The sequence below is a fragment of the Streptomyces sp. NPDC031225 genome (assembly GCF_055570355.1).
Genome location: NZ_JBVIHJ010000002.1, coordinates 120,334 through 135,100, shown reverse-complemented (window position 1 = coordinate 135,100; position 14,767 = coordinate 120,334). Strand labels below are relative to the sequence as shown.

Here is a 14,767-nt window from a genome sequence, read left to right as displayed (position 1 = left end):
CGTGCCACGGCGTTGCCTCCACGGCGTTGCCTCCATGGGGGCGCGTCGCCGTGGGCGCACGTCCGGTGTACGATTTAGCCCTTTTGGCCGTATGTTCAGTGACTCAGCACACTTTCAGCCATCGATTGCGCATGCAATGGAAGGTCGTGGGCAGGCGATGACGGTCCCGGTGAGTGACATGTGTGTGACGCAGGGGCACTGAACTGGAACGGAAGGCAACATCGATCATGGCCGGACAGCAGGCGCGGCAGGAGCCGCAGACCATCCACGCGGGCGGCGAATGGCGTGCAGCCGTCTCCGGCGCCACCCGCGAGATCCTCGACCCCGCCGACGCGCGACCGTTCGCCGTGGTCGCGGAGGGCGACGAGAAGGACACCGACCTGGCGGTCGCCGCCGCCCGCCAGGCCTTCGACGGCGGCCAGGGCGCCTGGCCGCGGACTCCGGTCGCCGAACGTGCCGCACTGCTGCGACGCGTCGCCGATCTTCTCGTACGCGACCGCGAAGAACTCGGCCTCCTTGAGAGCCGGGACGCGGGCAAGACCGTGGAGGAGGGCCGGGTCGACATCGACTGTGTCGCCGACGCCTTCCGCTACTTCGCCGACCTCGTCGCCGCCGAGGCGCCCGGCCGGGTCGTGGACGCCGGTTCGCCCGACATCCACAGCGTCGTCGTGCACGAGCCCGTCGGCGTGTGCGCACTGATCACCCCCTGGAACTACCCGCTCCTGCAGGCCAGTTGGAAGATCGCCCCGGCGCTCGCCGCCGGCAACACCTTCGTGGTCAAGCCGAGCGAGATCACCCCGATGACGACGATCGCGCTCATCGAGCTGCTGGCCGAGGCCGGACTGCCCCAGGGTGTCGCCAACATCGTCACCGGACCGGGCCACACCGTCGGCGCCCGGCTCGCCGAGCACCCCGACGTCGACCTGGTCTCCTTCACCGGCGGCCTGATCAGCGGCACCAAGGTCGCGCAGGCGGCCGCCCCCAGCGTCAAGAAGGTCGCCCTCGAACTCGGCGGCAAGAACCCCAACGTCGTCTTCGCCGACGCCTGCACCACCCCCGAGGCCTTCGACACCGCCGTCGACCAGGCCCTGAACGCCGCGTTCATCCACAGCGGCCAGGTCTGCTCGGCGGGCGGCCGCCTCATCGTCGAGGAGTCCGTGAGGGATCGTTTCGTCGCCGAACTCGCACTCAGGGCCGGGCGGATCCGCCTCGGCCGCGGCACCGAGGACGGCGTCGAGTGCGGGCCCCTGGTCTCCGAGCAGCAGCGAGCCAAGGTCGAGTCGTACGTCGCCTCCGCACTGGAGGAGGGCGCGGTGCTGCGCTCCGGCGGGCAGCGGCCCAAGCCGGCTCCGGAACGCCCCGAGGACGGCTACTTCTACGAGCCGACCGTCCTCGACCGCTGCCACCGCGAGATGCGGGTCGTCCGGGAGGAGGTCTTCGGGCCGGTTCTCACCGTCGAGACCTTTCGGACCGAGGAGGAGGCCGTGGCCCTCGCCAACGACACCGAGTACGGCCTCGCCGGTGCCGTCTGGACCGCCGACGCGGGACGCGCCCGCCGGGTCGCGGGGCGGCTGCGTCACGGGACCGTCTGGATCAACGACTTCCACCCCTACCTTCCGCAGGCGGAGTGGGGCGGCTTCGGCAAGAGCGGAGTGGGCCGCGAACTCGGTCCCGCCGGGCTCGCCGAGTACCGCGAGACCAAGCACGTCTACCAGAACCTGGCGCCGAAGCCGGTGCGGTGGTTCGGAGGCTGAGCCAGTCGGCCACCGGGCCAGGCGGTCGCTCGGCCACTGAGTGAGTCGGTCACTGAGCCCCCACCCGTCGGCCCACCGACCCGTCTCCCTCTTCCCCCACGCAAGACTTCCCTGGAGTACCCCCATGCACGAGATCGAATACGACTACGTCGTGATCGGCGGCGGAACGGCAGGTTCCGTCATAGCCTCCCGCCTCACCGAGAACCCCGATGTCACCGTGGCCGTCATCGAGGGCGGTCCCAGCGACGTCGGCAGAGACGACGTCCTCACCCTGCGCCGCTGGATGGGCCTCCTCGGCGGCGAGCTCGACTACGACTACCCCACCACCGAGCAGCCACGCGGCAATTCCCACATCCGGCACAGCCGTGCCAGGGTCCTCGGCGGCTGTTCCTCCCACAACACCCTCATCGCCTTCAAGCCGCTGCCCTCCGACTGGGACGAGTGGGAGGAGGCCGGCGCCAAGGGCTGGGGCGCGGTGCCGATGGAGGCGTACTACGCCCGGCTGAAGAACAACATCGTCCCGGTCGACGAGAAGGACCGCAACGCCATCGCCCGCGACTTCGTCGACGCGGCCCAGAAGGCGCTGGACGTCCCCCGCGTCGAGGGCTTCAACAAGAAGCCGTTCGACGACGGCGTCGGCTTCTTCGACCTCGCCTACCACCCGGAGAACAACAAGCGTTCCTCGGCGTCGGTGGCGTATCTGCACCCGGTGATGGACGAGCGGCAGAACCTCACGATCCTGCTGGAGACCTGGGCCCACAAGCTGGAACTCGACGGCACGCACGCGCGAGGCGTGCACGTGCGCGCCAAGGACGGCGAGGAGACCCTGGTCAGGGCCCGCCGCGAAGTCGTCCTGTGCGCGGGCGCCGTCGACTCGCCCCGGCTGCTGCTCCACTCGGGCATCGGACCGCGCGAGGACCTCGAAGCGCTCGGCATCCCCGTGGTGCACGATCTGCCGGGCGTCGGCGAGAACCTTCTCGACCATCCCGAGTCGGTGATCGTCTGGGAGACGAACGGGCCGATCCCCGAGAACTCCGCGATGGACTCCGACGCGGGCCTGTTCGTGCGCCGCGACGCCGACCACGCGGGCCCTGACCTGATGTTCCACTTCTACCAGGTCCCCTTCACGGACAACCCTGAACGTCTCGGTTACGAACGCCCGGCGTACGGCGTCTCGATGACCCCGAACATCCCCAAGCCGAAGAGCCGCGGCCGTCTCTACCTGACGAGCGCGGACCCGGCCGTGAAGCCGGCCCTCGACTTCCGGTACTTCACCGACGAGGACGACTACGACGGCCGCACCCTCGTCGACGGGATCAGGATCGCCCGCGAGATCGCGCGGACCGAACCGCTCGCCGGCTGGCTGAAGCGGGAGGTGTGCCCCGGCCCCGACGTCACCGGTGACGAGGAGCTGAGCGAGTACGCCCGCAAGGTCGCGCACACCGTGTACCACCCGGCCGGCACCTGCCGCATGGGTGCCGCCGAGGACGAACAGGCCGTCGTCGACCCCGAGTTGAGGGTCCGCGGGCTGGACGGCATCCGGATCGCCGATGCGTCCGTGTTCCCGACCATGACCGCCGTGAACCCCATGATCGGGGTGCTCATGGTCGGTGAGAAAGCCGTTGATCTGCTCGGAGGTGGTGCGTGATGAGTACGACCGCGACCCTGGACAAGCCGCCGACCACAGAGTCGGTGTTCTCCGTCGACGGCCTGTGGAAGGTCTTCGGCCCCAAGGCGGACCGCGTTCCGGAGGATGCCGAACTGGCCGCCCTCGACCCCGCCGACCTGCGCGCCCGGACGGGCTGTACGGCCGCCGTGCGGGACGTGAGTTTCGACGTCCGCAAGGGCGAGGTCTTCGTCGTCATGGGCCTGTCCGGCTCAGGCAAGTCCACCCTGGTGCGCTGTCTGACCCGCCTCATCGAACCGACGGCCGGCACGATCTGCATCGACGGCGAGGACGTCCGCGCGATGGACAAGTCCCGGCTGCGTGAACTGCGCCGCCACCGTGCCGCGATGGTCTTCCAGCACTTCGGCCTCCTCCCGCACCGCACGGTCCTCGACAACGTGGCGTACGGCCTGGAGATCCAGGGCATGGGCAGGGCCGAGCGCCGGGCGCGGGCCGCCGAGGTCGTCACGAAGGTCGGCCTGGAGGGCATGGAACAGCGCAAGCCCTCCCAGCTCTCCGGTGGCCAGCAGCAACGCGTCGGCCTGGCGCGGGCGTTGGCGGTGGACCCGCAGGTCCTGCTGTTCGACGAGCCGTTCAGCGCTCTCGACCCGCTGATCCGGCGGGACATGCAGGAGGAGGTCGTCCGCCTGCACCGCGAGGAGGGCCGCACGATGGTCTTCATCACCCACGACCTGAACGAGGCCCTCAAGCTCGGCGACCGCATCGCCCTGATGCGGGACGGCAAGGTCGTCCAGCTGGGCACCCCGGAGGAGATCGTCGGCTCCCCGGCCGACGGCTACGTCCGCGAGTTCGTCCGGGACGTGCCGCGCGAGCAGGTCATGACGGTCCGCAGGGCCATGCGGCCGGGCGGCTGCGCGGGCCCGGACCACCCGGGCGCGCTGGCCCCGAACGCCGTGGTCGCCGACGCCATCAAGGTCGTCGCCCGCAGCGGCCGGCCGGTGTGCGTCGTGGAGAACGGGCGCTGCCTGGGCGTCGTCGACCACGAGCGTCTCATCGACGTCGTGGCCGGAACGGAGCTCCGCAAGGAGGCCGTCTGATGGCGACCGTCACCGCGTCCACGCCCCGCACCCTTCCCACCGGCCTGCTGAAGCACCGGGCGGTCCACAAGCTCCTGCTCATCGCCCTCGCCGCGGCCGTCCTCGTCCCGCTCGCCAACGCCCAATGGGCCAGCGGCAGTTGGCCCGACGCCCTCACCGTCGACCTCACCGGTCCGCTCGGCAAGGTGAGCGACTGGATCATCGACAACCGGGACAGCCACCCCCTGTTCCTCTACTTCTTCGGCTACGTCAGCAACGCCGTCGTGATCTCCGTACACGCCGTGTATCTGGTCCTGCTCGGCGCGGGCTGGGCCGGCGTCACCGCGTTCGGCGCCCTCGTGGCCTGGCGTGTCGCCGGTGTCAGGCTCGCCCTGGGCACGACGGCGGCGTTCCTCGCCTGCGGTCTGCTCGGCATGTGGGTGCCGACCATGCAGACCCTCGCCCTGATGGTCGTCGCCGTCCTCGCGTCCGTCGTCGTCGGCGCCCTGCTGGGGCTCGCCGCCGGACTGTCCGGCCGTATGGACCGGATCCTGCGCCCGGTCCTGGACACCATGCAGGTCATGCCCGCCTACGCCTATCTCCTCCCGGTGGTCCTGGTCTTCGGCATGGGCGTCCCGGCCGCCGTCCTCGCGACCGTCGTCTACGCCGCCCCGCCCATGGCCCGGCTCACCGCGCTCGGCCTGCAGGGCGCGGACAAGGAGGTGCTGGAAGCGGTCGAGTCGCTCGGCACCACCGCCCGGCAGCGGCTGCTGACCGCCCGCATCCCACTGGCCCGCAAGGAACTCCTCCTCGGCCTCAACCAGACGATCATGATGGCCCTCTCGATGGCCGTCATCGCGTCCGTGATCGGCGCCGGCGGCCTCGGAGACCGCGTCTACCAGGCACTGGCCTCGGTCGACGTGGGCGCGGCCCTCGCGGCCGGCATCCCCATCGTGCTGCTGGCCGTCGTCCTGGACCGGGTGACGGCTGCGGCGGGCGACGGGATCGAACGGCCCGGCCGCGCGGGATGGGCGTACGCCCTCGCCGCCGCCGCGGCCGTCGCGGTCGTCGGACGCCTGGTGGGCCGTCTCGACTGGCCGGACGCCTGGACCCTGAACATCGCCGAGCCCGTCAACCGGGCCGTCGACTGGATGACGAACCACCTCTACTCCGGTGTCCCCCTCATCGGCGGCACCGCCGACTGGGCGGCCCACTTCACCACCTGGATCCTCGACCCGGTCCGCGACGGACTCCAGGGACTGCCCTGGTGGTCCGTCCTGCTCATCGTCGCCACTCTGGCCTGGCTGATCGGCACCTGGCGCACCGCGCTCACCGCGGTCCTCGCCATGGCCGCGATCGGCGTCCTCGGGGTGTGGACGCCCGCGCTGGACACCCTGTCGCAGGTCCTGGCGGCCGTCGCCGTCACCCTTGTGCTGGGCTTCGCGACCGCCGTCGCCGCGGCCCGCAGCGACCGCGTCGAACGGCTGCTCCGGCCCGTCCTTGACGTCTTCCAGACCATGCCGCAGTTCGTGTACCTGATCCCGGTCGTCGCACTGTTCGGCGTGGGCCGCGCGCCCGCCGCCGCGGCAGCCGTCGTCTACGCGCTGCCCGCCGTCGTCCGCATCACCACGCAGGGCCTGCGCCAGGTCGACCCGGCGGCCATGGAGTCGTCGAGGTCGCTCGGCGCGACCAGCTGGCAGCAGCTGCGACAGGTCCAACTCCCGCTCGCCCGGCCCGCGCTGCTGCTCGCCGTCAACCAGGGCGTGGTGCTCGTCCTCGCCGTCGTCGTCATCGGCGGCCTGGTCGGCGGAGGCGCGCTCGGCTACGACACCGTCTTCGGCCTCGCCCAGGGCGACCTGGCGACCGGACTGGTCGCCGGCGCGGCCATCGTCTGCCTCGGTCTGATGCTCGACCGGGTCACCCAGCCGACCGAACGCCGCACGAGGAAGGGAGCCTGACATGCGCGCACGCGCGATCGCCGTGGGCGGCGCCCTGCTGCTGCTCACCGGCTGCGGAGCCGCCGACATGACCAAGCAGGCCTCGCCCTTCGCCAACGCCCAGGGCGCCAAGTCGGTGACCCTGTCCGTCCAGTCCTGGGTCGGCGCGCAGGCCAACGTGGCCGTCGCCCAGTACCTCCTCGAACACAAGCTCGGCTACCGCGTCGACACCGTCCAGGTCGACGAGGTCCCCGCCTGGGACGCGCTCAGCCAGGGCCGCGTCGACGCCATCCTGGAGGACTGGGGCCACCCCGAGCAGGAACAGCGGTACGTCAAGGACAAGAAGACGATCACGCCGGGCGGCGGACTCGGCGTGACCGGGCACATCGGCTGGTACGTCCCCACGTACTTCGCCAAGCAGCACCCGGACGTCACGAACTGGAAGAACCTCAACAAGTACGCCTCCCAGCTGCGCACCGCCGAGAGCGGCGGCAAGGGCCAGCTGATGGACGGCTCCCCGTCCTACGTCACCAACGACAAGGCGCTGGTGAAGAACCTTGACCTGGACTACCAGGTGGTGTTCGCCGGCTCGGAGGCCGCGCAGATCACCCAGATGAAACAGTTCGCCAAGGAGAAGAAGCCCTTCCTGACCTACTGGTACGCCCCCCAGTGGCTGTTCGAGAAGGTCCCCATGACCGAGGTGAAGCTGCCCGCCTACAAGGAGGGCTGCGACGCGGACCCGGCGAAGATCACCTGCGCCTATCCGCACACCCCGCTCCAGAAGTACCTCAACACGGACTTCGCCAAGTCCGGTGGCAAGGCGGCGGCCTTCCTGAAGAAGTTCAAGTGGACGACCGAGGACCAGAACCAGGTCTCCCTGATGATCGCCGACCAGAAGCTGACGCCGGAGAAGGCGGCGAAGAAGTGGGTGGACAGCCACCCGTCCATCTGGAAGGCGTGGCTGTCCTGACCGCGTTCAGCGCCTCAGTTCGTCGGCCATCCCGCGCAGCGCCCGCGCCGCCCGGCGCTGCAGGCCCGGCCCGAACGTGACGCGAGTGGCCCCGAGTTCACCGAGCGCGGTGGGCGAGGGGCCCTCGCCGTCCAAGCGCCCGAACACGTTGAGCGGCCCCTGGATGCCGGACCGCAACAGGGGCAGTACGTTCACCGGGGCGCCGATCGGATAGACGCAGTCGGCGCCCGCGGCGACGTACAGCGCGGCTCGTTCGATGGCCCGTTCAGGGTTGCCGTCACCGTAGGAGAAGGTGTCCACGCGCGCGTTGACGAACAACCCGTCCCCGGCCGCGTACCGCACCTCGGCGAGCCACTCGGCGTGCTCGTGGGGGTCCTTGAGGCCTCCGTGCTCGGAGTCCTCCAGGTTGCAGCCCACGACCCCCGCCTCCAGCAGCCGCTCCACCAGCTCCTTCGGCGCCAGCCCGTACCCGCTCTCGACGTCCGCCGACACGGGAACGTCCACGGCCCCGGCGATGCGCGCCACCGCGGCGAACATCTCGTCGGCCGGCGTGGCCCCGTCCTCGTACCCGAGCGAGGCCGCGATCCCTGCGCTGGGCGTGGCGAGCGCCGGGAACCCGGCCTCCTCCAGCACCCGCGCGGCAGCCGCGTCCCAGGGGCCGGGGAGGACGAGGGGGTCGCCCGGGAGGCGGTTGCGGTGCAGGGCGCGGAAGACGTCCACCTTCCTCACGGCCGGTGACCTCCCGGCGGGATCCGGCGGCTGACCATGACCCGGTTCCAGTTGTTGATGGCGACGATCAGGGCGATGAGATGGGCGAGTCGACGGTCGTCGAAGTGCCGGGCGGCTCGGGCGTGGACGGGGTCCGGCACGAACCCCTCCGTCAGGACGGTCACCGCCTCCGTCAGCGCGAGCGCGGCCCGTTCCCGCTCGTCGTAGACGCCCTCGGCCTCCTCCCAGGCGGCCAGCAGGTCCAGCTGCTTCTCGCTCACCCCGTGCTCACGGGCGATCGAGAGATGCATGTCCAGGCAGAACGCGCAGTGGTTGAGCTGCGAGGCCCGGATGGCGACGAGTTCGGCGAGGGCGGGGTCGCCGAGTCCCTGCTTCGCGGCCGCGCTGAGCGCGGACAGGGCCGATCCGACCTCGCGGTCGAGTTGGGCCGTACGGCTCACTGGTGGCTGCCCGCCTCGTAGTGGCCGGGCGTCATACGGCAGGTCACGCCGAACCGGTTCCACGCGTTGATCACCGTGATCGCGGCGATCAGCTGGGCCAGCTCGGCCTCCTCGAAGTGCTTGGCCGCGTGCGCGTACACCTCGTCGGGCACGAAGCCGTCGGTGATCACCGTGACCGCCTCGGTCAGTTCGAGGGCGGCGAGCTCCTTCTCCGTGTAGAAGTGCGCCGACTCCTCCCACGCGCCGAGCTGGATGATCCGCTCGACGCTCTCCCCGGCGGCGAGGGCGTCCTTGGAGTGCATGTCGAGGCAGAACGCGCAGTGGTTGAGCTGCGAGGCGCGGATCTTCACGAGCTCCAGGAGCCTCGGGTCGAGGCCCTTCCGGGCGGCCGTGTCGAGGCGGAGCATCGCCTTGTAGACCTCGGGGGCGTGCTGGGCCCAGGCGAGACGGGGCGGCTGTTCGGAGGCGTTGGGCGTGGTTTCCGCTGTGGTCATGCCTTGACCCTAGAAGCCGGGCAGCCCAGGGGTATGGTCCACTTCCATGGCGAAACCATGGGCCACTTTCGGCGTCGACCTCCACCTGGAACCCACCGGTCCCGGCATCCGCCGGGGCCTCACCGACGCCCTCCGTGAGGCCGTCCGCACCGGCCGCCTGGCCCCGGGCACCCGGCTTCCCTCCTCCCGCTCCCTCGCCGCCGACCTGGGCATCGCCCGCAACACGGTCGCGGACGCCTACGCCGACCTCGTCGCGGAGGGCTGGCTCGCGGCCCGCCAGGGCTCGGGCACACGGGTGGCGGAACGGACGGTCACACCGCCGTCCGCCTCCGCCGCGGAGACGCACCTCGACGTCACCGGCCCGCGGAACGTTCCGGACACCAGCACCGGAACCGGCGTGCCCGGCCCGCCTGCGGCTTCCGCGCCCGCGCCTCGGCGCACCCCCGGCCCTCCGCCCGCGCACCGGCCCGCCTACAACCTGGTCCCCGGCACCCCGGACCTCGCCTCCTTCCCCCGCACCCAGTGGCTCAAGGCCGCCCGCCGGGCCCTGGCCACCGCGCCCTACCAGGCCCTCGACTACGGCGACCCGCGCGGCCGTGTCGAACTGCGGACCGCACTCGCCGGCTACCTCGCCCGCGCCCGCGGCGTACGCGCCGACCCCGGCCGCATCCTGGTGTGCGCCGGGTTCTCGCACGGACTGCGCATCCTCGGCGCGGTGCTGCGGGCCCGCGGTGCGCGCACGGTCGCCGTGGAGTCGTACGGCCTCGACGCGCACTGGGACCTGCTGGCGGGCACCGGTCTGCGGAGCGTGCCGCTGCCGTTCGACGAACGCGGCACGGACCCCGGGGAGTTGACCGACCAGGGCGCGGTCCTGCTCACGCCCGCCCACCAGTTCCCGATGGGCGGCACCCTGCACCGCGACCGGCGGGCGGCCGTCGTCGACTGGGCGCGCAGCACGGGCGGGCTGGTCGTCGAGGACGACTACGACGGCGAGTTCCGCTACGACCGCCAGCCCGTCGGCGCCCTCCAGGGACTCGACCCCGATCAGGTGGTCTACGCGGGTACGGCCAGCAAGTCCCTCGCCCCCGGCCTGCGGCTCGGCTGGCTGGTGCTGTCGCCGGGTCTCATGGAGGAGGTGCTCGGGACCAAGGGCGGCGTCGACAGCTGCGGTTCCCCGGACCAGCTGACCCTCGCCGAGTTCCTGACCTCCGGCGCCTACGACCGTCATGTGCGCGCCGCCCGGCTGCGATACCGGCGCCGCCGCGACGCCCTGGTGGCCGAGCTCGCACGGCGGGCCCCGCAGGTCCACGCCACCGGGATCGCGGCCGGCATGCACGTCGTGCTGCGGCTGCCGCCGGGCACCGAACAGGCGACGCTGCGGGCGGCGGCCTGGCAGGGTCTCGCGGTGCACGGCCTGCACCGCTACCAGCATCCCGAGGCGACCGTCGAGCGGCGCGACGCGCTCGTCGTCGGCTACGGGACACCGCCGGACCACGCCTGGTCGGGAGCCCTGGAAGCGCTGTGCGCGGTGCTGCCCGAATAACACCGCGGGTAATGACGCCGTCCGTTTAGGCTGTTCGGTATTCCCGAATACGATCGCGCGGATAGAGTCGGCCCATGAACAACAGTGCATCCATATCCCGTGTGGCCCTGAAGAGAATCACCCCCGACGTGTCCGCGGCGATGGGCTCCCTGCATGGCGCCGCCGTTTCCGCGGGCCAGGACGCCAAGGTCGAGCCGGAAATCCTGGAACTGATCCGGATCCGCGCCTCACAGATCAACGGCTGCGCGTTCTGCCTCGACATGCACACCAAGGACGCCCGCGCGGCGGGGGAGACCGAACAGCGCGTCTACGCCCTGAACGCCTGGCGGGAGACCCCCTTCTTCACCGCCCGCGAGCGTGCCGCACTGGCATTGACCGAGGCCGTGACCCTCGTGCACGACGGCCAGGTACCGGACACGGTCTACGCCGAGGCAGCGGAGGTCTTCGACGAGACGCAGATCGCCGCACTGATCTGGGCGGCCACCGTCATCAACGCGTACAACCGGATCGCCATCGCGACCCGAATGGCGCCGGGCGCTTATCAGCCCAAGCCCAAGAGCTGAAGAACAGTCGCAGGAAAGTTGAATTCGGGCAGCCGGAAATGCGCCGCGTCCTCTTCGGCTCGGCGCATTTCCGGTGCGGGAATTCAGTAACTCGGCAGCGGCTCCATGATGTCGTCCAGCCATGCCCGCCATTCCGGGGCGCGTTCCGCCGGTGCCGCCCGCAGTGGCCCGCCGGTCCATCCCGTCACCGGCCGGATCCCGTGCAGCGCGTTCACCAGCCACACCTCACGGCCGTCCAGCTCGGCCACGGTCCGCTCGCGGTGGGCGACGCGGATCCCGTCGCGCCGGGCCCGCTCCTGAACGAGGGCGACGGTCACCCCGGGCAGGACCGGCAGCCGGGGCGGCGGCAGGCACAGGGTGTCGTCCTCCCACCACACCACGCTGGCCGTGGCCGCCTCCAGCACGGTGCCGGAGGGCGCGACCAGCACCGCCTCCTGAGCGCCCTGTCCGGCCGCCCGCTCGCGCACCCCGGCGAGGGCGCCGAGGTCCGGTCCCTTGCGCCGGGGCACGGTCCGCGGATCGGACTGGCCCGCCGCCCAGACCCGCATGCCGGCCCCGAGCGGGGGCGCGTGCCGCAGGAGCAGCCGCAACTCCAGGGAGTGGGGCGCGAGTTCGACCCGGGGGAACCACTCACCTGTGCGCGGCAGCGTGTCGGCCATGTCCCGCCAGAACTCCAGCAGCCGGCGCAACGGTGGCCCGCCGGTCTCACCGCAGGCCCGCAGGAACCGCTCCCGGTGCCGTTCGAACCCGCGCACCCTGCCGTCCCGTACCAGCCAGGAGTCCGCGACCAGCAGAGGCCCCGCCGGCTCCGACGCCGGGGTCAGCCCCCGGCTCGGTGACCATGCCAACAGGCCCTCCGCGACGACCGGTTGTGTCACAGCGGTTCCTCTCTCCCTCAGTACGTGCCGCCGGCGTTCACCGGCGCTCCGTGCCGCGGCCCGTAGGGCGCGTGCTCCAGCCACGACCCGCACCACGGCAGCACGGGCGCGAGTGCCGCCGCCGCCCGCTGTCCGACCCGGACGATCCGGCGCCGGGGCCGCAGATGGTCCAGCGCGGCACCGGCGGCGGCACTGTTGAACAGCGCGGCGGCCCGTCGTACGTCGGCGAACTCCTCGACCGCCCCGGCCGTACCGACGGTGATCGCCTCCGCCGCGGCCGCCGCGTCCGCGATGCCGCTGTTCATGCCCCGCGCCCCGAACGGCGGGAAGAGGTGCGCCGCCTCCCCGACGAGCAGCACCCGCCGGTGCGGATCGGTGAACGAGACGGCCACCTTGCGCAGGAAGCGGTACGTCGACACCCACAGGATGCGCTCGCCGTACCCCTCACCCACGACCCCCGGCAACCAACGCCGTACGGCCTCCTCGGTCCCGAACTCCTCCTCCATGTCGTCGTCCCGGCACTGGAGGTCGACCTGGAAGCCACCGGTGAACGGCACCCGCATCACACTGCGGCCGCCCACGCCCGGATGCTCGTAGTGGAAGACCCGCTCCAGCGGCAGCCCGGCATCGAGGACGTCGGCCACGTCGACGACCACATGGAAGCCCTCGCCCCGCTCGCCCTCCATGGCGACGCTCAGCGAACCGCGTACGACGGACCGGGCGCCGTCGGCGGCCACGGCGTACGCGCAGCTCCACTCCCGCCCGTCCGCGCAGCTCAGCCGGACCCCGGTCGCCGTGGTGCGGGCGCTGAGCACCCGCGCTTCCCACACGAACTCCACGCCCGCGCGCTCGCACGCGGCCCGCAGAAAGCGTTCGGTGTCGACCTGGCGCAGGCTGGTGAAGGGCGGTGGGCCGGGCCTCGGCGGATGGGTGCGGGAGTACACCTCGCGCCCCCGGTAGAAGGTCCGCCTGGTCGGCCAGGTCCGCCCGTACGAGGTGATCTCGGCGGCCAGCCCCGGCAGCATCCCGTCGAGCAGCGCGAGGGTCTCCCGGTGCACGAACAGGGCCCGGCTGCCCGGCCGTTCACGGTCCTCCGGGTCCGCCTCCAGCAGCACGACCGGCAGGCCCCGCGCCCGCAGTGCCAGCGCGGCCGACAGACCCACCGGCCCGGCACCGACCACCACGACCGGTGTCACGCGCGCACGCCCTCCGTCAGCATCCGGGTGATCTCGACCCGCTTCACCTTCCAGGTCGCGGTCAACGGCAGCTCCTCGAACCGCCACTGCCTCGGCTCGGCCATCGCCGGCAGGTCGGCCGTCGCCTCCCGCCAGCGCTCGGGGTCCAGCGGCCGCTCGCCCCGCACACACACCACCGGCACCGGCTCCCGGTCGGCGCCCGGCACGATGACGACCTCCCGCAGCTCCTCCAGCCGCTCCATCAAGGTGTCCTCGACCTCCAGGTTGCTGTGCACGGAGTCGATCTGGTCGATCTCCCGGTCGATCAGATACAGACCGCCCAGCCTGCTCCGGTAGCCCATGTCGCCCATCTCCCACCAGCCGTCGTCGAGCTGGCGGTCGTAGCGGTCCTGCATACCGAGGTAGGTGAGGATCCGCCCTCGGGTACGGGCCTCGATCCGGCCGCGGGTCCCGGTGGCGACCCGCTCACCGCTCGGCCCCGCGACCCGCACGCGCGTGAAGCCCGGTATCCCGATGCCGACCCGCCGCCCGTCCGCGCGTGCGGCACTGCGCCGGGTGAACCACTGGAAGGCGACCGGCCCGGTCTCGCTCTGCCCGTACAACTGGATCAGCCAGGGACCACGGCGCTTCGAGGCGTCCAGCAGCCGCCGTACCGTGCGCGGGTGGATCGCGTCGAACGTCGAACCGTACGACCGCACCCGCGACAGCGGCGCCCCGGGCGCGTCGGCCAACTCCTCCCACAGCACGAAGGTGTTGGGATGCGTCTCCACGATGCCGGGCCGGTGCCGCGCGAGGAGCGGCCCCACGGCGCCCGGGTCCGGGTCGGTGATCAGCACCAGCGGGCTGCCGAAGTGCAGCAGGACGCCGAGCAGATGGTAGAAGCGCGAGTGCACGAACGACATGTGCAGCGCCGCCGTCTCCCCACGCGTCGGCCAGCCCATCGCCTTCTGCGGAACGAGCCGGTTCCACATGGTGTTCGCGCAGTGCACCGCCAGCTTGGGCAGTCCGGTGGTGCCCGAACTGTGGGTGATCAGGGCCGGTTCACGGGGATGCAGGCGCACGGGCGGCGGAGGCTCGGCGCCGGAGTACTGCGCCAGCAGCTCGGCCCCCGGCGCGGCGTCCACGGACAGGACCTGCCGCACCCGCAGCCCCACCCCCTTGAGCGGCCCCGCCAGCTTGGCCCCGTCGGTCACCAGCCACGGCTGTCGCAGCCGCTCGATCAACTCCCCGACCACCTCACCGGCCAGGCCGGGCGACAGCAGCACCGGCACCGCGCCGATACGGGCGACCGCGCAGGTCAGCAGCACGATGTCGACGTTGTCCGTCTTGTGTACGACCACCTGCTCGGAGGGCCGGACACCCGCCTCCCACAGCCGGCCGGACAGGTCCTCGACGACATCCGCCAGCGCCGCGTAGGTGAGGTCGACACCGAGGGCCGGGTGGGTGTCCAGGGGCCGGTCCAGGGTGACGAATACGGCGCCGTGGCGGTCGGCTGCCCGGCGGAACACCGGGCCCAGGTAGAACCCCCGGTCGGCGAAGGGTGGTCGCTGCTCTCGCATG

At 71.8% G+C, this 14,767-nt stretch carries 13 protein-coding genes; 7 read left to right on the top strand and 6 right to left on the bottom strand.

The window, feature by feature from the left end:
• Positions 1-227: 227 nt before the first annotated feature.
• From ACZ48Z_RS03480 to ACZ48Z_RS03460, 5 genes are all read left to right on the top strand, one after another.
• Positions 228-1,754, top strand: a complete 1,527-nt coding sequence (locus ACZ48Z_RS03480; RefSeq protein ID WP_468734112.1) for an aldehyde dehydrogenase family protein — start codon at positions 228-230, stop codon at positions 1,752-1,754.
• A gap of 124 nt (positions 1,755-1,878) precedes the next feature.
• A complete protein-coding gene (locus ACZ48Z_RS03475; protein ID WP_468734111.1) occupies positions 1,879-3,402 on the top strand; it encodes a GMC family oxidoreductase in 1,524 nt (507 codons plus the stop codon).
• Entirely contained in the window at positions 3,402-4,478 is a 1,077-nt protein-coding gene (locus ACZ48Z_RS03470) for a quaternary amine ABC transporter ATP-binding protein (RefSeq protein WP_468734110.1), read from the top strand. The genes ACZ48Z_RS03475 and ACZ48Z_RS03470 overlap by 1 nt, the downstream gene beginning before the upstream one ends.
• Positions 4,478-6,415, top strand: coding sequence for an ABC transporter permease (locus ACZ48Z_RS03465; protein WP_468734109.1), 1,938 nt, complete (start codon positions 4,478-4,480; stop codon positions 6,413-6,415). The genes ACZ48Z_RS03470 and ACZ48Z_RS03465 overlap by 1 nt, the downstream gene beginning before the upstream one ends.
• Before the next feature lies 1 nt (position 6,416).
• Complete coding sequence (locus ACZ48Z_RS03460; protein ID WP_468734108.1) at positions 6,417-7,364, top strand: ABC transporter substrate-binding protein; 948 nt, start codon at positions 6,417-6,419, stop codon at positions 7,362-7,364.
• A gap of 6 nt (positions 7,365-7,370) precedes the next feature.
• On the opposite strand, the gene ACZ48Z_RS03455 is transcribed toward ACZ48Z_RS03460, so the two are convergent.
• Genes ACZ48Z_RS03455 through ACZ48Z_RS03445 form a run of 3 tightly spaced genes read right to left on the bottom strand, consistent with a single transcriptional unit; the run spans position 7,371 to position 9,027 of the window.
• Positions 7,371-8,093: an isocitrate lyase/PEP mutase family protein gene (locus ACZ48Z_RS03455; RefSeq protein ID WP_468734107.1), complete on the bottom strand. Its 723-nt coding sequence runs from the start codon at positions 8,091-8,093 to the stop codon at positions 7,371-7,373.
• Positions 8,090-8,533 (bottom strand): carboxymuconolactone decarboxylase family protein, encoded by a 444-nt coding sequence (locus ACZ48Z_RS03450; RefSeq protein ID WP_468734106.1) that lies wholly within the window; start codon positions 8,531-8,533, stop codon positions 8,090-8,092. Before ACZ48Z_RS03450 ends, ACZ48Z_RS03455 begins: the two co-directional genes overlap by 4 nt.
• Entirely contained in the window at positions 8,530-9,027 is a 498-nt protein-coding gene (locus ACZ48Z_RS03445; RefSeq protein WP_468734105.1) for a carboxymuconolactone decarboxylase family protein, read from the bottom strand. Before ACZ48Z_RS03445 ends, ACZ48Z_RS03450 begins: the two co-directional genes overlap by 4 nt.
• Before the next feature lie 46 nt (positions 9,028-9,073).
• Here ACZ48Z_RS03445 and pdxR point away from each other — a divergent pair, with 46 nt between their 5' ends.
• Both pdxR and ACZ48Z_RS03435 read left to right on the top strand, forming a co-directional pair.
• Positions 9,074-10,570, top strand: a complete 1,497-nt coding sequence (gene pdxR / locus ACZ48Z_RS03440; protein WP_468734104.1) for a MocR-like pyridoxine biosynthesis transcription factor PdxR — start codon at positions 9,074-9,076, stop codon at positions 10,568-10,570.
• 74 nt (positions 10,571-10,644) lie between these two features.
• The gene (locus tag ACZ48Z_RS03435; protein WP_468734103.1) at positions 10,645-11,133 is read left to right on the top strand and encodes a carboxymuconolactone decarboxylase family protein; all 489 of its coding nucleotides are present in this window, start codon (positions 10,645-10,647) and stop codon (positions 11,131-11,133) included.
• A gap of 83 nt (positions 11,134-11,216) precedes the next feature.
• Here ACZ48Z_RS03435 and ACZ48Z_RS03430 read toward each other — a convergent pair whose 3' ends face one another.
• From ACZ48Z_RS03430 to ACZ48Z_RS03420, 3 genes are read right to left on the bottom strand one after another with little or no spacing between them, the layout of a single operon-like run.
• Positions 11,217-12,011: an aminotransferase class IV gene (locus ACZ48Z_RS03430; protein WP_468734102.1), complete on the bottom strand. Its 795-nt coding sequence runs from the start codon at positions 12,009-12,011 to the stop codon at positions 11,217-11,219.
• A 17-nt stretch (positions 12,012-12,028) separates the two neighbouring features.
• Positions 12,029-13,207 (bottom strand): FAD-dependent oxidoreductase, encoded by a 1,179-nt coding sequence (locus ACZ48Z_RS03425; RefSeq protein ID WP_468734101.1) that lies wholly within the window; start codon positions 13,205-13,207, stop codon positions 12,029-12,031.
• Positions 13,204-14,766 (bottom strand): class I adenylate-forming enzyme family protein, encoded by a 1,563-nt coding sequence (locus ACZ48Z_RS03420; RefSeq protein ID WP_468734100.1) that lies wholly within the window; start codon positions 14,764-14,766, stop codon positions 13,204-13,206. The genes ACZ48Z_RS03425 and ACZ48Z_RS03420 overlap by 4 nt, the downstream gene beginning before the upstream one ends.
• Between the last annotated feature and the right edge of the window lies 1 nt (position 14,767).